The following is a 22,240-nucleotide window of genomic DNA, read 5'->3' as shown; positions in this document are numbered from 1 at the left end:
CCGGCGCGCAAACCCGGCAGTGAGGTTGACCCGCGGGCGGCTCGGCAAACATTTTCTACCCCGCGACACGACAAGGTGGCCGAAAATATCGATTCAGTGTCCGCGGATGTCTTTCTGACCAGCGCCTATACCCAATACTGTCGGGTTATGAATCGTGAGCCGTCCATCCTCATCATCGGCGCCGGGTTCGCCGGGCTCGGCATGGCGCTGGAGTTGCAGCGTCACGGCCTGTCCAATTTCACGATCCTGGAGAAGGCCGCCGACCTGGGCGGCGTCTGGCGCGAGAACACCTATCCGGGCGCGGCCTGCGATGTGCCCTCGCCGCTGTACTCGTGGTCGTTCGAGCCGAAATCCGATTGGCCCCGGCGCTTCTCGCACCAGGCCGATATCCACGGTTACATGCGCGATGTCGCCGAGAAGCACCGGCTGCCCGAAAAGATCGAATTCGGGGTCGAGGTCACCGAGGCGGAATTCGATGAGCGAAACGGCATCTGGCGGGTGCGCACCGCCGACGGCAACACCCATCTCGCCGATATTCTCATTCCGGCGGTCGGCCAGCTCTCGCGCCCGGCGATGCCGAATCTGCCGGGTATCGACAGTTTCACCGGGGCCGCCTTTCACTCCGCGGAGTGGGACCATTCGGTCGACCTGACAGGTAAGCGGGTGGCCTGCATCGGCACCGGAGCCAGTGCCATTCAGTACATTCCGGCGATTCAGCCGCAGGTTCGGCACCTGACGCTGTTCCAGCGTTCGGCCGCCTGGGTGCTGCCGAAATTCGACACCGAGTACACGGCGCTGCATCACACGCTGTTCGAGCGCCTCCCCGTCACCCGGCTCGCCGAGCGGTTCGCGATCTGGAGTTTCTTCGAGGTGCTCGCGCTGGCGCTGACCGATATCCCGGCCATGAAGGCGCCCGTGATCGCCATCGCGGACCGGCACCGCCTGAAGCAGGTGCCCGATGCGGCATTGCGCGCCAAGCTGACTCCCGATTACGCGGCCGGCTGCAAGCGCGGGCTGTTCTCCAACGAGTACTTCCCGGCGCTGGCCCAGCCCAACGTGCACGTGGAGACCACCGCGATCGAGGCGGTGACCCCGACCGGCATTCGCACGGCCGACGGCGTGGAGCATCCGGTGGACGTCATCGTCTACGGCACGGGCTTCAAGGGCACCGAATTCCTTGCGCCCATGCACATCTACGGCCTGGGCGGCCGCAAGCTGACCGATCAGTGGACGCCCGAGGGCGCGCGCGCCTACCTCGGCATGTCGGTGCCCGAGTTCCCGAATCTGTTCATGATGTACGGCCCGAACACCAATGTCGGCTCCGGCTCGATCATCTACATGCTGGAGTCGCAGGCCCGCTACATCCGGCAGGTGGCGCAGTACCTCTCGGGCAAGTCCGGCCGCTATCTCTCCGCGCGCGCCGAGGCGGAGCAGTCCTGGGACGACTGGCTCCAGAAGCGCCTGAAGGACACCCCCTGGAACTTCTGCTCGAGCTGGTATCGCAACGCCTCGGGCCGGATCACCAACAACTGGCCCGGCGCGACGGTGCTGTTCCGTTGGAAGACACGCTCTTTCGATCCGGCGGACTACGAGGAGCAGCGAGCCGACCGCCGCTGAGTCCCCGGCGGCGCCGAACACGACCGCGCCGCCCCGATTCGATGCTGTCCCCCGGACCCGAACCAGGTAGACTCCCCCGGGTCCGGCTCGGTCACCCACCGCACCGGCCAGCCTTCGTAGCTCAGGGGATAGAGCAACCCTCTCCTAAAGGGTAGGTCGCAGGTTCGATTCCTGCCGAGGGCACCACAGCCGACCGAGGCCCCGCCCGATGTCCTAAAGGGCAGGCCACAAGTTCAATTCCCGCCCAGGGCACCTACCACCCTGCTTCGCGCCGCGCGCGGTCACCGACCGGCCGGCGCTCGGAAACTCCAACCGAGCCGCCGCGTAGATAAACACCCCCTACTGGCCGGCGACGTGGACCTCCCGCGGCTACTGCTCAGTCCAGAATATTGGTGTTGTGCAGCGCGGCGATCCACCATGCGCCGGACCGGCGGACCGCCACGAACGTTCCGTGGTTGGCGAACGCGCCGCCGTGGATCGTGGTGTCCTGGCGGAAGTGGGCCACGGCGGTGTCTCGGTCGAGCATCGCCACGCTCAGCATCCGGATCTGCGTTTTCCAGGTCGAGGCCGCGTTGGCCAGGCGCTCGGTGTGATAGGCGAACAGGTCGTCCCAGCCGCGGATCAGGGTGCCGTCGGGGACGACGATCACCGCGTCGCGGGCGAAGGGCCGATCGAGAACCGCGGCCTCCTTGCTGTTGAACCCGTCTTCCAAATGCGTGATGAGCGCGTGCAATTGCGCTCGGTCCTCGGCACTGACGGCGGCGGTGAAAACCTCGGGGCGCTCGGTTGTGGTCATGTCCGAAACGCTATGTGCGAGGCGCGCCGGGTGGCCTCTGTCGAATGACCGGGATTGCCGGGGCAACCGCGATCACGGCGTCGAGCGTGCGCGGATGTGGATCCGTTCGCCTTGGCCGCCGAACAGGCTCAGGATCTCCACCGGGCCCTTGCCGGTCGAGCCGAACCAGTGGGGGTGCTGGGTGTCGAACTCGGCCACCTCGCCGGGGCCGAGGGTGACGTCGTAGTCGCCGAGGACCAGGCGGAGGCGGCCGGTCAGGACGTAGAGCCATTCGTAGCCGGTGTGGGTTCGGGGGAACGGGTCGGACTCGGACTCGGGGATGAAGAGTTTGTAGGCCTTGGGTTCGCCCTGGGTGCGGGAGAGGGGGACTATCACGCGGCCCGCGGTGTGGCGGGGTTCCTGGGGTAGGCGGGGATCGAGGATGCGGGGGGCGGCGACGATGTCGTCCAGGGGGACGGCGAGGGCGGCGGCGATCGGGAGCAGGAGCTCCAAACTCGGTTTGCGGCCGCCGGATTCGAGGCGGGACAGGGTGCTCTTGGAGATGCCGGTCAGGCGGTTCAGGTCGGCGAGCGAGAGGTCTTTGCTTTCGCGCAGGCGGCGCAGGCGCAGGCCGACCTGGGCGAGGGTGGCGGCGAGGGCGGGGTGATTCTCCACCGCGTCCAGTAGACGTGAGCGTCCCTGTTTCGGCAACGATTCATTGCCGGTCCGTGCGGGGCGCAGCACGCTCCGAGGTATGAGTTCGAGTATCGAGACGGGTGTCGGCACGGCCGCCCCGCAGGCCGGCGGCCGGTTGCCCGCCGGGGTGTATCTGCTGGCCTTCAGTCTTTTCGCGATGGGCAGCGCGGAGTTTCTGCTCGCCGGGGTGCTGCCGGCGGTGGCCGCCGACGTCGGGGTCGGGCTGGCCACGGTCGGCGGATTGATCACCGCGTTCGCGATCGGCGTCGTGGTGGGCGGGCCGCCGTTCGCGGTGGTGAGTCTGCGGTGGCCGCGGCGCACCGCACTGGTGTTGTCGCAGTTGGTGTTCGCGGCGAGCATCGCGGCGGGACTGCTCGTCGGCACGTATCCGGCCCTGCTGATCACGCGATTCGTCGCGGGCCTCGCGTACGCCGGATTCTTCGCGGTGGCCGCGGTGACGGCGGTCGGGCTGGTGTCCCCGGATCGGGCGGCCCGGGCGTCGGGGGTGGTGATCAGCGGGTTGAGCCTGGCCATGATTCTGGGCGGTCCGGCGGGCACCTTCATCGGCTATCGCACCGGCTGGCAGGGCGGGTTCTGGCTGGTGGTGGCGCTGACCGTGGTGGCGGCCGCCGCCGTCGCGCTCCTGTTGCCGCCGACCGCGGGGGCGGCCGAGCCGAGTATCGGGCGTGAGCTCGCCGCCATGCGACGGCCCGGGCTCTGGCTCGTCTACGCGGTCACCCTGCTGAGCACCGCGGCGTACATGATCACCTTCAACTATCTGGCCGAGTTGCTGACAACCGTCACCGGCATCGAGAACGATTGGCTCGCACCGATTCTGGTGCTGTTCGGGATCGGCGCGTACGTCGGCCTGGCCATCGGCGGCCGGATCGCCGATCGCCGTCCGCATCGTGCGCTGCTGGCCGGTGCGGCCGGAATCGCGCTGTGCTCGGCGCTGATCGCGGTGTTCGCCGGGCAGGCGATCACCGTGGTTCCGCTCGTCGCGCTGCTCGGCATCGCGGGCTTCGTGCTGAATCCCGCGATCTACGGCCGCGTCTTCACCGTGGCCGCCGATGCCCCGACCCTGGCGGGCGCGACCACGGTCTCGGCCTTCCAGCTCGGAATCGCCCTGGTGCCGATCATCGCCGGGGTCGCGCTCGACGCGGGCGCGAGCATTTCCGCCGTTCCGTGGCTGGGCGCGGGCCTGGCCCTGCTCTGCGTCCCGGTCGTGCTGCTGGAACGATCCCGCGCGTGAAGAGTCTTCCGGTATTCAGATTCCATGGGTATCTTGATACCCATGGCACGGATGAACCGGGCGGAGAGCCGAGCCCACACCCGTAACGCGCTGGTCCGGGCGGCCCGCGACCTCTTCGTGGCCGAAGGGCCGGCGAATACCTCGCTGGCCCGGGTGGCCGAAGCGGCCGGGTACTCGAAAGGTGCGGTGTACTCGAATTTTCAGAGCAAGAACGAGCTCTGCCTGGAGGTTCTCGAACTGATCCACGCCGAGAACGCACAACGCGCCGAAGCCGCCGCCGCGACCGTGACCGCCGGGAGCCGGGCACCCGCCCAACCGGCGGCCGAGGGGTTGAAAGATTTTCAAACTCCCCCGCAGCCCACCGTTGAAGATCTTTCAACCGGCCGCGGCGGTGCGCGGACCGCGCTGCTGGCGGCCGCCGTCGACATCTTCACCGCGCAGCGCTTCGACGAGGTCTCCACCACCGAGATCGCCCGCCGCGCCGGCGTCGCCATCGGCCTGATCACCTATCACTTCGGCGGCAAGCGCGGCCTGTACCTGGCCGCGGCCGAGGCGGTGGCGACGGAGTTCTGGGAGAGCCTGCGGGCGATGCGCGGTCCGGCCGTCCCGCGCCTGGTGCGCGGCCTCGACCTGTACTTCGACCATGCCGAGCGCTACCTGGGCTCGCCGCTGGCCCCCACCGCCCGCGCCACCGATCCGGAATTGCGCGCCATTCACGAGCGGTACTTCGACCAGCTGGTGAACGGTCTGCTGCAGGAGGTCTCCGGCGGACCCGGCACCGCGCTCATTCGCGCCTCGGTGGCGGGCTGGCTCGGTTTCGTCGAGGGCGTTGTCGCGGAGTGGCTGCGCACCCGCGAGCTCACCCGCGAGCAGGTGCGAGAACTGCTGCTGGCCAACTTCTTCGGCACCGCCCAGGCCGTGCTGTCCATGGACCCGGGCACGCCCCTGTCCTCGCGCGCGATCACCGCGCTGTTCGATCACTCCCGCCCCGGCCACTCCCCCACCGCACACGCACTCGACGACGAGACGGAGCACGACAGATGACCACATCGCTCGACACCGGGCCGACCAACAGACTCGCGGCGGGCCCGCTCGGCCGCGGCATCGCCTGGCTGATCGGCCCGCGCGGCCTGCGGAATCCGGACCGGTTGCGCCGCGAGGTGGACGGCAAGATCGCCGTCGTGACGGGCGCGTCCTACGGCCTCGGCGAAGCCACCGCGCGCATGCTCGCCGCGGCGGGCGCGACGGTGGTGCTGGGCGCGCGCTCGGCCGATCAGCTCGATCTGATCGTGGCCGAGATCAAGGAGGCGGGCGGCAGCGCGGTCGCGATCCCGCTCGACCTGGCATCGGAGGATTCCGTCAATTCCTTTGCCGGACAAGTGCTCACGCAGTTCGGCCGGGTCGACTACCTGGTGCACAACGCGGGCAAATCACTGCGTCGTTCGATCCACCTGTCCTACGACCGGCCGAAGGATCTGGCCGCCACCACCGCCGCGAACTACATCGGCCCGATGCGGCTGACCCTCGCGCTGCTGCCGGGCATGCGCGAGCGCGGATCCGGTCACATCGTGAATGTCTCGACCGTGGGCGTGCTGTTCCCGGTGGCCCCGAAATGGGGGTTCTATCTCTCCTCCAAGGCCGCGTTCGACATCTGGATGCGCGCGGTCGGCATGGAGGCCCGCCCCGACGGCGTCACGCTGACCACCCTCTACGCGGGCGCGATGTTCACCCGCATGAGCGCGCCCAGCGGCTGGATCTCCGCGCTCCCCGGGCATTCCGCGCGCGAGGCCGGGTACATCATCGCCCGGGCCGTGGTGCGCAAGCCGCGCACGCTGACCCCCGCCTACGGCCGGCCGAGCGCGGTGCTGGCGGCGCTGCTGCAGAATCCGCTCGAGATCGGGGCCGGCCTGCTGTACCGCTTCCTCGGCGACACCCGGGCCTCGCTGGCCGTGATCAAGGGGGACGGCAATGCCGCATGACACCAAGGGTTTCCGCTGGCGGGACGCGGCGCTGCCGCTGCTTGCCTCGGGTGCGCTGACGCCGGTCGGCCCGGTCACCGCGGTCCGGATCGGCGCCGCGCTGCGGCGGTACGGCCCCTCGCTGGCGACGGTGCTGGCCATCTCGGCCGCCCGGCACGCCGATCGCACCGCGATCATCGACGAGCGCGGCGCGGTCACCTACGGGACCCTGCAGCGGCGCGCAGAGGCCGTCGCCGCGGCTCTGCACGCGCTGCACCCCGGCGCGAAAACCCTTGCGGTGCTGTGCCGCAATCATCGCGGCTTCATCGAGGCGACCGTGGCCGGAGCGCAGCTCGGGTGCGAGCTGGTCTTCCTCAACACCGATCTGCCCGCCGCTCAGCTCGCGCAGATTCTGGACCGGCACCGTCCGGACATCCTGGTGCACGACGCGGAGTACGAGACCGCCATCGCCGCGACCGGGTTCGCGGGTACTCGCCTGTGCGCGGATGGCGGCACGGCCGAGCCGAGCCTGGATTCGCTCGCTCGGCAGTCGCATCCGGCTGCGCCGCGCGTGCGGGTACCGGTGAAGATCACCCTGCTGACCTCCGGCACCACCGGTCTGGCCAAGGGCGTTTCCCGCCCGATCAGTCAGCGCGTACTGCTGGAGATGGTGGCGACCTCGATGTCCGCCACCCGCTTCGGCACCCGTGATGTCCTGGTGCTCGCACCGCCCTTCTTCCACGGGTTCGGCCTCGCCCTGCTGACCGGAGCGCTGGCGCTGGGCGCGACGGTGATCACGCGCACCCGCTTCGACCCCGAAGTCGCCCTGGGCGATATCGAGCGGCACCGGGCGACGGTCTTCGTCGGCGTCCCGGTCATGATCCAGCGTCTGATGGCGGTGCCCGAGCAGCGCCGCCGCGAGTTCCGCACCGATTCACTGCGTTTGGCGGTGACGGGAGCGGCTCCCATCGCACCGGTGACGATTTCGAGGTTCCTGGCCGCCTTCGGCCCGATCCTGGTCAACGGCTACGGGTCCACCGAGGCGGGGGTGGTGTCCATCGCCACCGCCGACGATCTGCTGTTCTCACCCAAGACCGCCGGACGGCCCGCCATCGGGGTCTCGGTGCGCGTCCTGCGCGCCGACCGCACGCCCGCCGCGACCGGGGAGACCGGAACCATCTTCGTGCGCGGCGGCCTCGGCTATCACGGCTATGTGGCGGAAGCGAATTCGCCGGCCCCGGCCAAGGAGATCGTCGACGGCCACGTGAACACCGGCGATATGGGCCACCTCGACGCCGACGGCCGCGTGTACGTGGACGGCCGTGACGACGACATGATCGTCTCCGGTGGCGAGAACATCTATCCCAAGGAGGTGGAAGACGTGCTGGCCGACCATCCGGCGATCGGCGACACCGTCGTGATCGGCGTTCCCAGTGCGGAATTCGGTCAGGTGCTGCGCGCCTACGTGGTGCCCGCGGCCGGTCACGCGGCGCCCGGGGACGACGAGCTCAAGGCTCATATTCGCGCCCGGCTCGAGCGCTACAAGGTCCCCAAGGAGTTCCGCGCGCTGGACCGGATTCCGCGCAATCCGAGTGGCAAGGTGCTGCGCAAGCAGCTCGACGCCCGGCCGAGCGACCTCACGAACTGACCGAAGATCCTGTGCCCCGGCATTTTCCAGCGGCCGGGGCATCGGGTTGCGAACAGCCCGCCGCGTGGAATCGTGCCCGGGGCAGCGCGACTCGGTGTACGGCACATCCTCCCCGGCCGGCGCGCTGTCGCCGGGCCACCTACTTCGCCGGGAACGCCCCCTCGGCGCCGCCGACGTCCACGACCTGCCAGCCCTGCGCCGCGTCCACGCTGACGGTGTAGGTGGCCGTGGTCTGAACCCCGTCGGGGTTCTGCGCGCTCTTGGAGGTGACGTTCACGAAGACGTTCACCCTGTACAGCTCCCCCTGTGTATCAGCGACTTTCGCGGCAAGGGGTGCGGCGGTCGATGTCCATTGGAGCGGGACCAGGATCTCCTGGAGTTTGCCCGCGGTGGCGTCGAACTTGCCGGCCAGCTGCGGCGAGGTGTTGGCCTTGAGCTTGCCCACCCAGGCGTCGGCCTGCCGGTAGTCGATGGTCGCCGCACCGACCGCGTAGTCGGTGGCGACCTGTTCGGCCCGGCGCTCCGCGCTCCGGGCGGCGTCCGCCGCGCTCAGGTCGGAGCGGGCAGACAGCCACAGTGTCGTGGTCGTTCCGGCGACCGCCGCCGCGGTCAGCAGTGCGACCCCGGTGACCAGGGTGGAACGGCGTATCGAGACGGTGCCGCTGATCGGCCGTGCAGGTGGCTTGTCCAGGCGCGCTTGGCTCTCCGATGCCGTTGCGCTGCCCGATGTCTCGTCGCTCATGGGTGTCCTCGAACCTCTAGTTGACGGTGACCCGGAGCCGGATCGCGCCGTCGGGCGCGGTGGCGGCCAGGGCCTGGCTGATCAGCGCGCCGATATCGATGCGCGGGGCGGCGGCGGAGCTCTCGGCCAAGGGCCGCAGCACCGGAATCAAGGGCTGGAGTTCGGGGCCCGCCTTGTCGATCCAGGCGGTGAGCCGGTCCAGGAACGGCACCAGGCCCTGGCCCTCGAGGTACATGGCCGGGGTGTCGCCGGTACGCACCAGACGTTCCACGGCCCTGGCGATCTCGTCGACGCGCTGCCCGAACTCCACGAAATCCGGTGCGGCGGCGGTGAACGCGGGACCGGTCCAGGCCGTGTCCGGGACCATCGACTGCAGATCGGTGAGCATGGACGCGATCTGCGGGGACCGGGTCAGCACGGTGGCGGCGAGCAAATCGGTGGCGCGCGCGAGATCCGGCACCACGGCCTCGGTGCCCGCCAATGCCGTTCCGGCGGTGCCGATCAGGGATTCGATGGCGCGGGGATCGAGCTGGTTCATGACCTGGGTGACCACCCGGGCCACCTCGGGAATCGACGGCGGAACGCGCACGGCCTCGGTGCGCACCCGATCGCCGTCGACCAGGTGCGGTCCGTCCTCGGTATCGGGCACGAACTCGAGATAGGGCTCGCCGAGCGCGGACAGGGTTTCGATGGTCACCGTGCTGTCGACCGCGATCGGTCGTTCGGGTTCGACCTCGAGCCCGACCTCGATGCCCGCGGCCGCGCGCCGCAGCGAGGTGACCTCACCGACCTTCACCCCGAGCAGCAGCACCGGCGAACCCACCTGCAGCCCGGCTGTTTCCGGCAGCGCCATGGCGACCCGGATCGGTTCGGACAGCGGGTCGGCGCGCAGCACACCGAAACTCAGGTAGGCCACGCAGACCGCGCAGATGACGGCGATCCCGCCGAGGGAGAACACGTTGCCCGCCTTCATCGCACGGCTCCGATCATGCGCAGGGCGTCGAGCATGTGCTCGATCTGTTCGTCGGTGCCCGGGGTCTCCCCCGCACCGGTGATCCGCGCGGCGGTGATGTTCGCCTTCGGGCCGTGCTCGACCCACGGAATGATTTTGTCGCGAATCAGGGCGACCAGGGCGTTGAGATTGGACGGCGCGTTCAGATCCAGTGGCCGCCCGGTCAGGGCCAGCGGCACGAACGCGGCCGCCGCCGCGTCACCGGATTGCGCGAGCGGAGCCAGCCAGGCCAGCGAGTGCGCGACGTCACCGAGCGCGCCCAGCACGCCGACCACACCGACGATGGAGGTCACCGAATCCGACACCTGCCGCACCCCGTCATCGGTGAGCAGTTCCGCCAGTTCGTCGCCGTTGGCGCGCACGCTCGCCGCGGTGCCGCCGAGCCCGTTCAGCAGGGATTCGACCTGCGCGAGATTCGCCGCGAGATCGATGGCGTCGCCGCCGACCACCTGCGCGATCCGGGCCGTTTGCGCGGGGTCCTCGGGCAGCACGGCGTTGAACCGGTTGACGATCTCCTGCATCCGATTGATCGCACCGCCCTGCACGAACGTCGCCATACCCGCGAGGGTGTCCTCGATCTGAATCGGCGGCCGGGTCTGCCGCAGCGGAATGGTGCCGCCCGCGCCGAGCAGCTCGCCGAACCCGTCCGGCGGCGTGGTCAGGGCGAGGTGGATATCGCCGAGCACCGTGTCCTGCCGCAGGTCGGCGGTGGTCGTGACGGGCAGGCGCACCGATTCGCTGATGCTCGCGCGCACCACCACGTAGCCGCCGTGCCCGCCGGGTTCCGCCGATTCGTGCACCGTGACGTCCTCGACCGTCCCGATGCGCACGCCGTTCGCGAAGATCTTGGCCCGCATGGGCAGATTCAGCGCGTTGCTGAACTCGATGCCGATCTCGTACGCGGGCCCGGAGACCTCGGTGCCCGGGATGGGCACGGCGGCCGGATCGAACGCGCACCCCCCGAGCAGCAGCGTGGTGGCCGCCAGCCCGGCCAGGGCGCGCCCGGTCCCGGCCCGCCACCGGCCGGCGGATCCGGTCGCCGTGGACCTGATCATCCGACGCCGGACGATCGAACGCCGCGTCATCGCGCACCCGCCATTTCCAGCACCAGCTGCACGAGTCGAAGGTCCACCAGGCCGTTCGCCGCACCCGCGCAGGTGCCGGCGGTGACCGCGTTCACCGCAGCGCAGACCTGCTCCGCCTGCGGCTGCGGAATCGCGAAACGAGGTGGCCGATAGGAGATTCCGGTGGCATCGGGCCGCAGATCGGTGACGGCGGCGAACGCGCCGGTCAGCACGGGAGCGGTACCGATGAGGTCACGCAGCGTATTCGCGTGTGCCCCGATGAATTCGGCCAGCGGCACGGTGGAGTCGAGCACCCGGAAGATGGGATCCCCGAACAGCGTGGTGATGTCGTTGAGCATCGGCAGCACCCGCTGGAAGCCATCGATGATCTCGACCGTGCGGCTGAACAATTCGTTGTTCACCTGGCCCAGTACCGAACTCAGCCGCACCAGCATGGATTTGATGTCGCCCCAGTTCCCGGCGATGCTGCGCGAGAGGGCCGACAGCGAGTCGATCACGCCGGCGAGGTGACCGATGGCGGCGTCGGGCGAATTCAGCGCGGTGCCGAGTTTCCGAATGATCTCGTTGAGCTGCGGCCCGGTGCCCGTGGTCGCCGCGTCCAGGACGGCCACACCCCGCCGCAGCGCCTCCGGGCTCTCGCCGTCGGGACCCAGTGTCTGCCTGGACAGTTCGGCGAGCGCGCCGAGGGTCTCGGTCATGCTCTTGGGGGTCAGCGTCTTGGTGATGCACTGCGAACCGTCCCGGCGCGGCCCGCCCGGGTCGGGGCTCAACAGCGCCAGCGCGCGGTCCGCGATGATGGTCGGCGACACGGTCGTGGCCGAAATATCGCCCGCGAGTGCGTAGTCCGCGTCCACGTCGAAGTCCACCCGTACGGTGCGCCCCCGGGGTTCCACCGAACGCACGGTGCCGATGGGTACGCCCCGCATGGTGACCTCGTTGCCGGGGTACAGCCCGATACCGTCGGACATGATGGCGCAGTACGCGTTCTGCGCGCGCAGCGGCTGGACGATGATCAGGTAGCCCACCACCGCGAGCACCGCCACCGCGAGCGCGCCCACGGCCGACATGAATCCGCGCGAGCCGAGAAGTCGGATGATCATCGGCAGTCCCTGCCCCGCACCGGAACACAGAACTCGCCGAACGCGGCCGGGTCTATCGCGGCCTGGGCGTCCAGAACCACCTCGGACCGGTCGACGGTGACGCCGGGTTCGGCTGTGGTCAGTGCGCGCAACTGTCCGGCCAGCGCCTGCACCGCGCCCAGCAGTGGCTCCAGTTGCGCACCGAGCCTGTCCAATTCGGGGACCACGGCGGCGATCCGCTCGGCCATCGGTTTCAGGGTTCCCTCCCAGGCCGGTTGCACTCCGGCGAGCCGGCCGACGACCCGGTTCAGCGTCTCCACGGCGAGGCGCACTTCGGTGCGCTTGTCGCCGAGCACCGTTTCGAGCACGTTGACCTTGTCCACCAGTCGCTTCAGTTCACCGCGGGCGGTGACGAGTCCCCGCAGGTATTCGTCCGAGATGGAGATCGCCTTCGACACATCGGAGCGCTGCTGGGTGAGGACGTCGACGAAATTCTCGACGCCGTCGAGCATCCGGCGCAGCCCGTCCGGCGCGGTGGTCAGTGCCCCGGCCAGGGCATCGAGATTGCCGCGCAACGTCGCGCCGTCGACGCCGCGGATCGGCGCGGCCGCGTCCTGAAAGGCTTCCGCGAGACTGTAGGGCAGCCGCACTCGATCGGCCGGAATGCGCTCCGAGCCCAATGCGGTTGTCCCGGCGGGGAACAGCGCCACGTAGTGGCCCCCGACGACGGTGAGCATCCGGATGTCGAGGGAGGTTTCGCGGCCCAGGAACACGGCGCTGTCGACCGTGAACGTCATGAGCACGCGGTCGGGCCGCAGTTCCAGGCTTTCGACCTTGCCGACGGAGATGCCGGCCAGGCGGACGTCGTCTCCGGCCCGCACCGACTGCGCCTCGGTCAATTCGGCGGTGTACGTGTGCTTTCCGAAGGGCACGGCGTACAGCACCGCGACCGCGGCGAGCGCTATGACGACCGCGAGCGCGCCGAACAGGCCGCGCCGGGTTTCCCAGCGGCGCTGGGCGGCCGCGTCGCGCGGGCTGTCGTCCCGGCGGAATCGGTTCCGCACACCGGCGGGAATCCTCAGCGACGGCATATCGTCACCTGCTGTCCGGCAACGAGGATGGCCAGCGGCGCGGGGATGTCCGCGGCGCCGCGGCCGCATTCGGCAGCACCGCCACCGGGCAGCGTGGCGCTGAGACCGGCCACGACGCCGGGCAGCCTGCTCAACATGTCGAGGATGTCCTGTGGATTCGGGAACGCCGTGCGCAGCAGGGCGTCCAGATCGGGATTCCGCTGTTCGGTGAGGCCGGCCGTGGCGAGCAGCCGGTCGATGGGATCGAGCACCGGCGGGGCGGTGAGGGCGAAGTCGATCAGGCCGTCGATCTTGACCTGCAGGGATTCGAAGACATCGGAGAGCTTGGCGAGCAGTGTCACCAATTGCGGTGAGCGACCGCCGATGCGGTCGGAGATCTCCGCGAGATTGCGCACCAGCGTGGAGATCACGGCCTGCCGATCGGACACGTAGGAACTGAGCTGACCGATCGCGTCGAGCGCGGGGCCGATGCCGCTGCCGTTGCCGTCGATGACCGCCAGCATGCTCTCACCGAACCGGTTGAGCGCCTCCGGGGAGAGCGTGGACAGCACCGGTTCGAGCCCGTTGAACAGGCTCGTCACGTCGTAGGACGGCACCGTGCGATCGGTGCCGACATCGGTACCCGGGGAGGTTCGGGTACCCGGGGTTGCGGCCTGCTGAATGTCCACGTACCGCTGGCCGGTCAGGTTCTGGTAGCGGATGGCGAACCTGCTGTTGTCGTAGATCGCGGAGTCGTTCTCGACGTCGAGCTCCACCGCGGCCAGGTTCCCTTGCAGGCGAATAGTTTTCACCTTTCCGACCTGCACGCCGTACATGCGGACGTCGTCGCCCGTCTTGAGCCCGTTGGCGTCGGTGAACAGGGCCTGGAACTGGGTCGTCTCCCCCGCCACCGGCCGGCGGATGGCGGTGACGATCAGCGCCAGCACCACGAGCATGGCGGCCGCGAACACCAGGAGTCGCCAGCCCGCGCGCCACGCCGTATTCATCGTGCCTCCCCGGCGACGCCCAGCGGAACCGCCAGGGCCGGAACCAGTCTCAGATCCAGATCCACGTTCAGGACCGGGCCCGCCCCGGTATCGGGCATGGCCGCGCGCAGGCTGTCCAGTAGTGCGCGCAGTTCGGCGCCGGCTCGCTGCGGGTCCGGCACCATCCCGGCAGCATGGGACAGGATCGGAGCGAGCATGCCCGCGTACTCCGAGAACTGATCACCGGCGTGGTAGAGGGTGTTCTGCAGCGCGGGGAACAACCGCTGCACCACCATGTCGATGGTGGCGTCGAACTTCGTTCTGTCGGTACGCAATACGTCGATGCGGTACACCTGCCCGATCACGTCCACGAGCGCGTCCGCGAAGACGCCGACCCCGTCCAGCGTGGACCCGTAGGCCCCGAACTGCTCGGACAGCGGCACGGTGCGGGTGTCCGCGACCGTGCGGGCCAGCACGACCATCGACTGCAGCAGCGGGGTGAAAGCGCCCACGTCACTGGCGATTCGCGCGAGCACACTCGACAGCTGCGGGGTGAGAACATCATTGGTCACCTGCGACAGCGAGCGCAGCAGACTGCCCATGGTGGCGTCGTACGCTTTGGCCGCGGCCGGACCGGTCAGATCGATCACCGCGCGCGCCCGCAGCGGCGCACCGCCCGCGCCCCGGCGCAGGTCGATCTCGCTGATGCCGAACAGGTTCGCGGCGGCGTAGTCGACCAGCATGCTGTCGTCCAGCGCCCGTGCGGCCTCGGGGTCCAGTCGCAGCCGAATGTATTGCGTACCGAGCTCTCCGGGCTCGATATCGTCCACCGTGCCCGCGGCGAGCCCGTCCAGCCGGACGTCGATGCCGGGCCGAATACCTTCGCCGATCCGCTCGGTCCGCAGGGTGACCGGCACCCGGTCGGGTTCGCGCAGACCCGAGGTCACCGTCCAAGCGACCACGATGGCCGTCACGACGACGGTGATCACGGCCCCCGCCGAGAGCGCTTGTTTCCTGTCGACCTGTACGCCAGGCATTCCGTAGTGCGGCATATCCCTATCCCGTGAAACTGATGGCCGCGTTGAATCCCCACAGCGCGATGGAGAGCACCATGTCGATCGCGATGATGGCGACGAAGCTCGCGCGGACCGCCCGGCCCGAGGCGATGCCGACGCCTTCCGGGCCGCCGACGGCGAAAAACCCCTGATAGCAATGGATCAGAATGACGGCGGTGCTGAAGATGGCGACCTTGGCGACCGCCGCGAGCATGTCGAATCCGGAGATGAACTGAAAGAAGTAGTGGTCGTAGACGCCGGCGGGCTGCCCGTGCACCAGGGTGATCAGCCCCCGGCAGGCGAGGTAGCTCAGCACGAGGGCGACCAGGAAGGTCGGCACGATGGCGACCACCCCGGCGATCACCCGGGTCGTTACCACGAAGGGCACCGACCGCAGGCCGAGCGATTCCAGCGCGTCGATCTCCTCCGAGATGCGCATGGAACCGATCTCGGCGGTCATGCGGCACCCGGCCTGGGCGGCGAATCCGATCGCCGCGGCGATGGGGGCGAGTTCGCGGGTGGTCGCGAAGGCCGAGACCACGCCGGTCACCGGCCCGAGGCCCAGCATGTTCAGCGTCGCGAAGGACTCCACGCCGACCGAGGCGCCCATGGCCAGCCCGAGCACGATCATCATGGGCACGGTCCCGCCGCCCACGATCACCGAGCCGCGGCCCCAGGTCATATTGGTGATCGCCCGCAGCGTCTCGGCGCGATAGTGCATGAGCGCCAAGGGAACAGCGGAGAGCACCTGCCAGGTGAAACCCGCCGCGAAGCCCAGCGATTCGAACGGGCGCAGCACACCGCGCGGGCCGGGCAGCCGGTAGGTCCAGGCCAGCGCGCGCGGCTTGTACGGCGCGGCCATCACGCGAGCCTGGTCGGCAGGAACATCGCGGTGAGCTGGGTGATGGCGAGGTTCACCACCACGATGGAGACCACGGACAGCACCACCGCGGCATTGACCGCGTCGGCCACGCCCCGGGGTCCGCCCCGGGCCTCGAGCCCGCGCTGGCAGGCCACGATCACCACCAGGAAGCCGAAGACCAGCGCCTTGATCAGCGAGACCCAGACGTCGGCGGTGGTGGTGAACGAACCGAAGGTCGCCCAGTAGCTGCCCGGGGTGACGCCCTGCCCGCCGATGGCCACGACGTATCCGGCGAGCACGCCGATGAAGATGATCAGGATGTTGAGCAGCGGCGCGACCAGCAGCATGGCCGCCATGCGGGGCACGACCAGACGCTGAATCGGGTTGATGCCCATGGTTTTCAGCGCGTCGATCTCCTCGCGGATGGTGCGCGCACCCAGGTCCGCGGCGATGGCCGCCGCGCCCGCGCCGCCGAGCAGGAAGCCGGTGGCCATGGGCGCGCCCTGTTTGATCACGCCGAGGCCGCCGGTCGCGCCGAGCAGCGAATCCGCACCGAGCGTGTGGATCAGATTGCCGACCTGCACCGAGACGATGACGCCGAAGGGAATCGCCATCAGCAATCCGGGCAGCGCGGTCACGGTGATCAGCCGCCAGGCCTGAATGATCGTCTCGCGCCACTGGAATCGGTTGCGCGCCATATCGCCGAACGCGACAGTGATCGACTCCTCGGCCATTCCGACGGCTCGACCGAAGGTGCGAATCGCGTCCACAACCGTTTCAGCGAAATTCTGGCGAACCACCGATCTCATGGTTCGCGGACTCGAGGCCCCGGCATTCCGAATCTCCCCCGCGCCGACCTCGACTACCACCCTGCGGCATCCTTCCCCTGGCCCGAATGCGACGGCCCGAAAAATCCGGACCGGTGTTCGAATCTAGGGCGGGCGCGTGAGGAGTGTCACTGCACGGATAGCAGAAGATCCCGATCGGTTTTTGTCTCCCGAGTGCAAGACAACTGTCCAGCGGCGATGTTCTTCAGGAAACTTGCCGCAAACTCTGTCGCCGGTGACAATTTGGCGATGGTCGCCGTACGCCCCGAGCTCGATCTCGACTCCGCCCTCTTCCAGCGTTTCACCGCGCTGCTGCCCACCGCGGCGGAGGAACTGTTCGGGGCATCACTGGCCACCATGCCGGAGGTGGCCGAACTTCCGGACGATCACTTCACCCCGCACGTGCTGCCCGCCATCGTGGCGACCATGACCGGATTCCTGCACTCGCTACAGGAACAGCGTCCCTTCAGCGTCGCCGAGATCTCGGACCACATGACGCCGGTGATCCAGCGCCACGTCGAAGAGCGCATTCCGGTGCGCGCGCTCATCGACGCCTTCTTCGGCGGCGCGCGCCGGCTGTGGACCATGGCGCTGGAACTGGCCGAGCCCGAGGATCTTCCGGACCTGGTCGCGTTCTCACTCACGCTGTTCGACCTGCTGAACAATCTCACCCTGGCCATGGCCGACGACTACCTGGCGGTCGAGCAGTCGTTCACGGGCATCGAACGCGACGCCCGGCGGGCACTGTGCGCGGCACTGCTGCGGGGTGCGGACGTCGGCGAGCTCGCCGTCAGCGCGGACCTGACCCCCGCCGCGGAGTACGACGTGCTCGCCATCCGCGTCCGCTCGGCGGCCCACGCCGAACCGCTCGCCGGGCACGCCATGGCCCGCCGCCGGCTGCGCCTGGTGCAGAACGCGCTCGACGATCTCGTGGGCACCAGCGCGCTGCACACCTTCGACGGCAGCTCCGGCATCGCCCTGCTGCCGGTCCGTTCCGACGGCGGCCGGGCCAGGTACCTGCGGCTGGCCACGATGCTCACCCAGCAACTCGGGACCGCGGTGCTGCTCGTACCGTGGCCCCGGGTCGCCACCGCCGAACTGCCGGAACCCGCGCGGCAGGCCGCCGAACTCGCGGAGCTGGCCGCCATGCTGGAACGCCCGGGCGGGGTCTACGAATTGGACGATCTACTGCTGGAATTCCAGTTGACGCGGCCCGGCCCCGCCCGGGACCGGCTCGCCGACCGCATCGCGCCGCTGCTCGATCATCCGCATCTGCTGGAATCGCTGGACGCCCACATCCGATTCGGCGCCGATCGCAAAGCGGCGGCGGCGGAAGTGCACGTGCATCCCAACACCTTCAGCTACCGTTTGCGCCGCGTGGCCGAGCTGACGGGCATCGATCCGGCCGATCCCGGGGGCTCCCGCCTGATCGCCGCGGCCCTGATCATCCACCGGCTCTATCCGGCGGAGAGCCCTGCGCGCGTGGACAATACACCCGTCGAGCGCCTTGTTTCCGGAGACTAATCGGCCCGCGCGCTTTCTCCTCTCGGTGCAGTGACGCGCCCGTCCTGGACTGCCAATACTGATGATTCGGCCGCGGCGACAGGTCGTGTCCACCGGTGCCCGGAGACTATCCGGGCACCGGCCGGGCGCCTCCTGCCGACACCGGCCCCGGTCCCGCCGGCGGTGCATCCTCGGCGGAACCGCGACGACGGCGCACCGGCGCGCCGCCGTTTCGCAGCAGAGGGAGGCAGGGGCATGGGCTCCGAATTCATGGACGCGGCAGCGGCGTTCGCGCGCACCGATTTCGACGGGGTGAGTCGACAGGGTCGGATGGTGCACGCGTTCGTGCGCGGCACCGTCAAACCCGTCATCAACGTGTGGTCGCGCGGTCCACAGCGGCGCTGGCCCTACCCGGCTGTCGATCAGCTCGGCCGTGTGCTGCCGCCGGTGCGCGGGGTGAAACGCGAAATCCGTTCGCTCCCGCACTGTTCCGCAACGCTGACCACCCCGGCACGACGCGTGGGCGGGCGGTTCGTCGTCTACGCGCACGGTGGCGCGTTCCTGGTCGGGGGTCGTCAACTGCATCGGCACATGGTCGGTCGCCTGGCGACGCTGCTCGGCGCGCAGATGCTGAGCGTGCAGTACCGGAAACTGCCCCGGCACACCATCGCCGACGCGGTCTCGGACTGCGTCGACGCGTACCGGCACGCCCTGGATTCGGGAGCGGACCCTGCGGAAATCGTGGTGATGGGCGATTCCGCGGGCGGCTATCTGACCATGATGACCGCCATCGAGATCAAGCGCCGAGGGCTGCCCGCGCCCGCCGCGCTGGTGGCCATGGCACCCCTGGCGGACTGGGATTTCACCGCCAAACTGGCAGCGCCGTCGGCGGCCACCTGCGCGGTGTTCCCCTCCGCCATGGTGCCGATCTTCGGCGAGTTCGTGCGCGCGGCCGTTCGCGACACGGCGCTGGAGTCACCCGCGCATTGCGACCTGACCGGGTTGCCGCCGACGCTGATTCAGGCCAGCCGCGACGAAATGGTCTATCCCGACGCGGTTCTGCTCGCCGAGCGTCTCGGCGCCCACGGTGTGCACACCGAACTGCAGACCTGGCCCGGTCAGGTGCACGTGTTCCAGGCGGCATCCGGTTTCGTCCCGGAGGCCACCCGCGCGCTCGGCGAGATCGCCGGTTTCGTCGACCGCATGCTCGCCGGGCCGCGGTTGTCCCGCACGGCCTGAGCGAGAACCGCATTGCCCGAGCATCATTCATCGCACCACCGTGCGATCAACCCGACAGGAGCATCGCCCGAATGACGGACCCCAGGGCCGAGCTGTACACCGAACTCGGGGGTGAGCCGCGCACCGTACTGGACGCGCTCACCGACCGGGAGGCCGAACTCCTGCTGCGCCACCTGCGGCAGGCCCGGACCGATCAGCACGAAAGCCTGTTCCAGGCGATGGATTCGGCCCTGGGGGTGCTGCCCGCGCTGCTGCGCAGGCCCGCCCGCTCGATTCTGTTCGGAAAGTGAGCACGATGACCGACCTGGTGACCCGTGGCCAGCTCGACCTGCTGGCCCAGACCGTGGCCGCCCCGGCGGCCGAGCTGGAATCGCTGGCCCGGCTGGGCGCGGACGACATTCGCGCACTGCGCGAACGGATTTCGGCGCTGCTGTACGACGCGCACGCCGACACCTTCGCGCGGGTGTCGAAGCTGGCCCCGTTGATTCCGAATGCGCTGGCCGCCAAGGTGGCGCTCAAGGCGGTGCCACCGGAGGTCGCCGGTCGCGCGGGCGGCGCGATCGGCATCGACCACCCCGATCGCGCGGCGGGGCTGCTCGGCGCGCTGACCACGACCTATATGGCCGATGCCGCGCCGTTCCTGGATCCGCGCGCCATCGCGGTCCTCGCACCGCGCATCCCGGCCGCGGTGCTCATTCCGGCCGCGAACGAACTGCTCGCCCGGCGGGACTACGTGACCGCCGCGAGCTTTCTGGACCACGCGCCCGACGAGCTGATCGCGGACTTCGAGCGCGGCATCGACGACGACGCCGGGCTGCTGCGCACGGCCGCGCTCAGCTCGTCCGCCGAGCGGCTCGCGCATGTGATCCGGCTGCTGCCGCCCGGACGCCGCGACCGGATTCTGCGCGCGGCGACCTCCGGCGACACGGCGACGGCACTGGCCGGGCTGTCCGTGCTCGCCAGGCTGAACTCCGATATCGGGCGTGAGCTGTGCGACACGCTGTTCAGCGGACCCGATGTCGAGACCGGCATCCTGTTCACCGCCGCGCACGCCGCGGGCGCGCAAGGTGAGTTGCTCACCTGCCTTGCCGCACTTGATGATTCGGTCCTCACCGGTCTCGCCCAGCTTCCGGCACTGGCCGAACGAGAGACGGTCGAAAAGCTGGCTGCGGCGGCCGGCGCGGACGAGCACCGGACGGCGTTGCTCGCCATCGCGTCGTACGGTGGCGAGGAGCTGCGCGGCTGGATCGCCGCCACCCTGCCCGAACCCGCCGATCAGCTGACGGAGGCCGCACGATGAGATGCTCGACCATCACCGATGTGCTGAGCGGGCACGATCAGCCGTCCGAGGCGCGCTGATGCGGCGGCCGACCACGCCGCTGCGCGCGGCTGCCCTGCGTCACCGCGACTTCTACCGTCCGGCGGCGGGCGGCGTGGCGGCGGGGCCGCCCGGAACCCTCGTGCGCGCCGAGCCCATGATCGCGCGGCTGCTGCCGGGCATCGCCCTGCGGGCGCACGCGTGGCGCGTGCTGTACACCAGCACCACCGCGCTGGGCGCGCCCATCGACGTCTCCGGGACGGTGCTGGTGCCGCGCCGGCCGTATCCGGGGCAGCGGCCGCTGATCGGTTACGCGATCGGCACGCAGGGACACGGAGCCCATTGCGCGCCGTCACTGCAACTGCTCACCGGGCTCGAGTACGAGACGGCGCTGATCATGGCGCTGCTGCGGCGGGGATGGGCCGTCGCCCTCACCGACTATCCGGGACTCGGCGCTTCGGGGCGGCACCCCTACATCGTCGGGCGCGCGCTGGGGCCGGCGGTGCTCGACAGCATGCGCGCCGCGCGGCAGCTGGAGGCGGCCGCGCTGCCGCCGGAGGGACCGGCGGCGCTGTTCGGCTATTCCGAAGGCGGGACCGCGGCGGGCTGGGCCGCACAGCTCCAGCCCACCTACGCACCCGACATCCCGCTGGCCGCGGCCGCGCTCGGCGGGGTGGCCGCGGATCTGGAATTCCAGGGCGAGTTCCTCGACGGCGGGCGGTTTGCCTGGCTGCTCGCGTACACCGCGCTCGGGATGGACGTCGCGTATCCGGAGCTGGACCTCGACGGCTACCTCACCCCGGCCGGGCGGAAAATGGCCGCGCGCCTGGCGGATACGCACATCGTCACCCAGATCCTGACCGGGCTGCCGTTCCGCTTCGACCGGCACCGGTATCTGACCGAGGACCTGATGGCGCACCCGGACTGGCTGGCGCGGTTCCGGGAGAACCGGCTCGGCGGGATCGCACCGGCCGCGCCGGTACTGCTCACCCACGGGCAGCGGGACCAGGTGCTCGGCTACGCGCAGGCCCCGGTCCTGCGCGACGATTGGACCCGGCTCGGGGTCGATGTCACCTTCCGGGGCTTCCGCGGGCTGGAACACCTGACCGCGGGCCCGGCACATACGCGGGTGGCCGTGCCCTGGCTGGCCGGGCAGCTCGGCGAGGGTCGCCGCCGGCGCCGCGCCGCCTGACCCGAAGCGCTGCGGCGCCCACTCGGCGGGTGCGGTGTCGAACCCGACCACCGGACACCGCTTCGCCCACACGGGAGGCCCGGATCCGGATTGAATCGGTTGCGGTACAGCTTCTTTCGCTTGGCAGCGCCATGCGGGCCCAGCGGGCCGCCGCCTCGGCCGGGCCACCCGAGTGGGCCGTGCGAATCCCGTCGCCGGATGAACCGTGGAGCCGAATCGGCGTGTGGGCCGGCGGATTCGCCGACGTGCCGGCCGAGCGGCGGATTCCCGCCGTTCACACGGGAAAGGCCCGGAGCCGCACCGAATAGGTTGCGGGGCCGGGCC

At 69.8% G+C, this 22,240-nt stretch carries 21 protein-coding genes and 1 tRNA gene; 11 read left to right on the top strand and 11 right to left on the bottom strand.

The annotated features are described in order from the left end of the window. Positions 1-147: 147 nt before the first annotated feature. On the top strand, positions 148-1,617 hold the full coding sequence (locus tag ABZ319_RS02610) for an NAD(P)/FAD-dependent oxidoreductase (protein ID WP_354984526.1): 1,470 nt from the start codon (positions 148-150) through the stop codon (positions 1,615-1,617). Positions 1,618-1,727: 110 nt separating this feature from the next. Next, positions 1,728-1,803: transfer RNA gene (locus ABZ319_RS02605), tRNA-Arg, on the top strand. A 190-nt stretch (positions 1,804-1,993) separates the two neighbouring features. Here ABZ319_RS02605 and ABZ319_RS02600 read toward each other — a convergent pair. After that, positions 1,994-2,413 carry an SgcJ/EcaC family oxidoreductase gene (locus tag ABZ319_RS02600; RefSeq protein WP_354984525.1) on the bottom strand — a complete coding sequence of 140 codons (420 nt, stop codon included), beginning with the start codon at positions 2,411-2,413 and terminating at the stop codon, positions 1,994-1,996. Positions 2,414-2,485: 72 nt separating this feature from the next. Then, positions 2,486-3,067, bottom strand: coding sequence for a helix-turn-helix domain-containing protein (locus ABZ319_RS02595; RefSeq protein ID WP_354984524.1), 582 nt, complete (start codon positions 3,065-3,067; stop codon positions 2,486-2,488). Between the two features lie 79 nt (positions 3,068-3,146). Between ABZ319_RS02595 and ABZ319_RS02590 the strand changes: the two genes are divergently transcribed. The 4 genes from ABZ319_RS02590 to ABZ319_RS02575 are packed head-to-tail and all read left to right on the top strand — an operon-like array spanning position 3,147 to position 7,946. Continuing rightward, positions 3,147-4,340 (top strand): MFS transporter, encoded by a 1,194-nt coding sequence (locus tag ABZ319_RS02590; RefSeq protein ID WP_354984523.1) that lies wholly within the window; start codon positions 3,147-3,149, stop codon positions 4,338-4,340. Between the two features lie 42 nt (positions 4,341-4,382). After that, positions 4,383-5,384: a TetR family transcriptional regulator gene (locus ABZ319_RS02585; RefSeq protein ID WP_354984522.1), complete on the top strand. Its 1,002-nt coding sequence runs from the start codon at positions 4,383-4,385 to the stop codon at positions 5,382-5,384. Beyond that, positions 5,381-6,319 (top strand): SDR family NAD(P)-dependent oxidoreductase, encoded by a 939-nt coding sequence (locus ABZ319_RS02580; RefSeq protein WP_354984521.1) that lies wholly within the window; start codon positions 5,381-5,383, stop codon positions 6,317-6,319. Before ABZ319_RS02585 ends, ABZ319_RS02580 begins: the two co-directional genes overlap by 4 nt. Further along, on the top strand, positions 6,309-7,946 hold the full coding sequence (locus ABZ319_RS02575; protein ID WP_354984520.1) for an AMP-binding protein: 1,638 nt from the start codon (positions 6,309-6,311) through the stop codon (positions 7,944-7,946). Before ABZ319_RS02580 ends, ABZ319_RS02575 begins: the two co-directional genes overlap by 11 nt. Before the next feature lie 139 nt (positions 7,947-8,085). Here the strand turns inward: ABZ319_RS02575 and ABZ319_RS02570 are convergent, their stop codons facing one another. From ABZ319_RS02570 to ABZ319_RS02530, 9 genes are read right to left on the bottom strand one after another with little or no spacing between them, the layout of a single operon-like run. Then, the gene (locus ABZ319_RS02570; RefSeq protein WP_354984519.1) at positions 8,086-8,688 is read right to left on the bottom strand and encodes a hypothetical protein; all 603 of its coding nucleotides are present in this window, start codon (positions 8,686-8,688) and stop codon (positions 8,086-8,088) included. A 16-nt stretch (positions 8,689-8,704) separates the two neighbouring features. Continuing rightward, complete coding sequence (locus ABZ319_RS02565; protein ID WP_354984518.1) at positions 8,705-9,661, bottom strand: MlaD family protein; 957 nt, start codon at positions 9,659-9,661, stop codon at positions 8,705-8,707. Continuing rightward, positions 9,658-10,755 (bottom strand): MlaD family protein, encoded by a 1,098-nt coding sequence (locus tag ABZ319_RS02560; protein ID WP_354984517.1) that lies wholly within the window; start codon positions 10,753-10,755, stop codon positions 9,658-9,660. Before ABZ319_RS02560 ends, ABZ319_RS02565 begins: the two co-directional genes overlap by 4 nt. A 26-nt stretch (positions 10,756-10,781) precedes the next feature. Then, positions 10,782-11,885 (bottom strand): MlaD family protein, encoded by a 1,104-nt coding sequence (locus tag ABZ319_RS02555; protein ID WP_354984516.1) that lies wholly within the window; start codon positions 11,883-11,885, stop codon positions 10,782-10,784. Continuing rightward, the gene (locus ABZ319_RS02550) at positions 11,882-12,928 is read right to left on the bottom strand and encodes an MlaD family protein (protein WP_354984515.1); all 1,047 of its coding nucleotides are present in this window, start codon (positions 12,926-12,928) and stop codon (positions 11,882-11,884) included. Before ABZ319_RS02550 ends, ABZ319_RS02555 begins: the two co-directional genes overlap by 4 nt. Before the next feature lie 14 nt (positions 12,929-12,942). Next, a complete protein-coding gene (locus ABZ319_RS02545) occupies positions 12,943-13,941 on the bottom strand; it encodes an MCE family protein (RefSeq protein WP_354984514.1) in 999 nt (332 codons plus the stop codon). After that, positions 13,938-14,972, bottom strand: coding sequence for a mammalian cell entry protein (locus tag ABZ319_RS02540; RefSeq protein ID WP_354984513.1), 1,035 nt, complete (start codon positions 14,970-14,972; stop codon positions 13,938-13,940). Before ABZ319_RS02540 ends, ABZ319_RS02545 begins: the two co-directional genes overlap by 4 nt. Before the next feature lie 4 nt (positions 14,973-14,976). Beyond that, entirely contained in the window at positions 14,977-15,837 is an 861-nt protein-coding gene (locus ABZ319_RS02535) for an ABC transporter permease (protein ID WP_354984512.1), read from the bottom strand. Then, complete coding sequence (locus tag ABZ319_RS02530; RefSeq protein WP_354984511.1) at positions 15,837-16,646, bottom strand: ABC transporter permease; 810 nt, start codon at positions 16,644-16,646, stop codon at positions 15,837-15,839. Before ABZ319_RS02530 ends, ABZ319_RS02535 begins: the two co-directional genes overlap by 1 nt. 267 nt (positions 16,647-16,913) lie before the next feature. Here ABZ319_RS02530 and ABZ319_RS02525 point away from each other — a divergent pair, with 267 nt between their 5' ends. The 5 genes from ABZ319_RS02525 to ABZ319_RS02505 all read left to right on the top strand — a co-directional run bounded on the left by ABZ319_RS02525 (position 16,914) and on the right by ABZ319_RS02505 (position 21,916). Then, positions 16,914-18,188, top strand: coding sequence for a helix-turn-helix domain-containing protein (locus ABZ319_RS02525; protein WP_354984510.1), 1,275 nt, complete (start codon positions 16,914-16,916; stop codon positions 18,186-18,188). A 234-nt stretch (positions 18,189-18,422) separates the two neighbouring features. Beyond that, positions 18,423-19,406 (top strand): alpha/beta hydrolase, encoded by a 984-nt coding sequence (locus tag ABZ319_RS02520; RefSeq protein ID WP_354984509.1) that lies wholly within the window; start codon positions 18,423-18,425, stop codon positions 19,404-19,406. Positions 19,407-19,477: 71 nt separating this feature from the next. Further along, on the top strand, positions 19,478-19,696 hold the full coding sequence (locus tag ABZ319_RS02515) for a hypothetical protein (RefSeq protein WP_354984508.1): 219 nt from the start codon (positions 19,478-19,480) through the stop codon (positions 19,694-19,696). Between the two features lie 5 nt (positions 19,697-19,701). Next, positions 19,702-20,706 carry a hypothetical protein gene (locus tag ABZ319_RS02510; protein ID WP_354984507.1) on the top strand — a complete coding sequence of 335 codons (1,005 nt, stop codon included), beginning with the start codon at positions 19,702-19,704 and terminating at the stop codon, positions 20,704-20,706. A 58-nt stretch (positions 20,707-20,764) separates the two neighbouring features. Further along, positions 20,765-21,916: a lipase family protein gene (locus ABZ319_RS02505; protein WP_354984506.1), complete on the top strand. Its 1,152-nt coding sequence runs from the start codon at positions 20,765-20,767 to the stop codon at positions 21,914-21,916. Positions 21,917-22,240 lie beyond the last annotated feature (324 nt).

Origin of the sequence: Nocardia sp. NPDC005978 (assembly GCF_040614455.1) — a bacterium.
GTDB lineage: Bacteria > Actinomycetota > Actinomycetes > Mycobacteriales > Mycobacteriaceae > Nocardia.
Note: the sequence above shows the minus strand (reverse complement) of the source record. Positions and strands in the feature narration are given on the sequence as shown.

Excerpts from the sequence above, each read along its gene's own strand:
- ABZ319_RS02610 (WP_354984526.1), top strand. The coding sequence starts at position 148 with ATGAATCGTGAGCCGTCCATCCTCATCATCGGCGCCGGGTTCGCCGGG.
- ABZ319_RS02600 (WP_354984525.1), bottom strand. The coding sequence starts at position 2,413 with ATGACCACAACCGAGCGCCCCGAGGTTTTCACCGCCGCCGTCAGTGCC.
- ABZ319_RS02590 (WP_354984523.1), top strand. The coding sequence starts at position 3,147 with ATGAGTTCGAGTATCGAGACGGGTGTCGGCACGGCCGCCCCGCAGGCC.
- ABZ319_RS02585 (WP_354984522.1), top strand. The coding sequence starts at position 4,383 with ATGGCACGGATGAACCGGGCGGAGAGCCGAGCCCACACCCGTAACGCG.
- ABZ319_RS02580 (WP_354984521.1), top strand. The coding sequence starts at position 5,381 with ATGACCACATCGCTCGACACCGGGCCGACCAACAGACTCGCGGCGGGC.
- ABZ319_RS02575 (WP_354984520.1), top strand. The coding sequence starts at position 6,309 with ATGCCGCATGACACCAAGGGTTTCCGCTGGCGGGACGCGGCGCTGCCG.
- ABZ319_RS02570 (WP_354984519.1), bottom strand. The coding sequence starts at position 8,688 with ATGAGCGACGAGACATCGGGCAGCGCAACGGCATCGGAGAGCCAAGCG.
- ABZ319_RS02565 (WP_354984518.1), bottom strand. The coding sequence starts at position 9,661 with ATGAAGGCGGGCAACGTGTTCTCCCTCGGCGGGATCGCCGTCATCTGC.
- ABZ319_RS02560 (WP_354984517.1), bottom strand. The coding sequence starts at position 10,755 with ATGATCAGGTCCACGGCGACCGGATCCGCCGGCCGGTGGCGGGCCGGG.
- ABZ319_RS02555 (WP_354984516.1), bottom strand. The coding sequence starts at position 11,885 with ATGATCATCCGACTTCTCGGCTCGCGCGGATTCATGTCGGCCGTGGGC.
- ABZ319_RS02545 (WP_354984514.1), bottom strand. The coding sequence starts at position 13,941 with ATGAATACGGCGTGGCGCGCGGGCTGGCGACTCCTGGTGTTCGCGGCC.
- ABZ319_RS02540 (WP_354984513.1), bottom strand. The coding sequence starts at position 14,972 with ATGCCGCACTACGGAATGCCTGGCGTACAGGTCGACAGGAAACAAGCG.
- ABZ319_RS02535 (WP_354984512.1), bottom strand. The coding sequence starts at position 15,837 with ATGGCCGCGCCGTACAAGCCGCGCGCGCTGGCCTGGACCTACCGGCTG.
- ABZ319_RS02530 (WP_354984511.1), bottom strand. The coding sequence starts at position 16,646 with ATGAGATCGGTGGTTCGCCAGAATTTCGCTGAAACGGTTGTGGACGCG.
- ABZ319_RS02525 (WP_354984510.1), top strand. The coding sequence starts at position 16,914 with ATGGTCGCCGTACGCCCCGAGCTCGATCTCGACTCCGCCCTCTTCCAG.
- ABZ319_RS02520 (WP_354984509.1), top strand. The coding sequence starts at position 18,423 with ATGGGCTCCGAATTCATGGACGCGGCAGCGGCGTTCGCGCGCACCGAT.
- ABZ319_RS02515 (WP_354984508.1), top strand. The coding sequence starts at position 19,478 with ATGACGGACCCCAGGGCCGAGCTGTACACCGAACTCGGGGGTGAGCCG.
- ABZ319_RS02510 (WP_354984507.1), top strand. The coding sequence starts at position 19,702 with ATGACCGACCTGGTGACCCGTGGCCAGCTCGACCTGCTGGCCCAGACC.
- ABZ319_RS02505 (WP_354984506.1), top strand. The coding sequence starts at position 20,765 with ATGCGGCGGCCGACCACGCCGCTGCGCGCGGCTGCCCTGCGTCACCGC.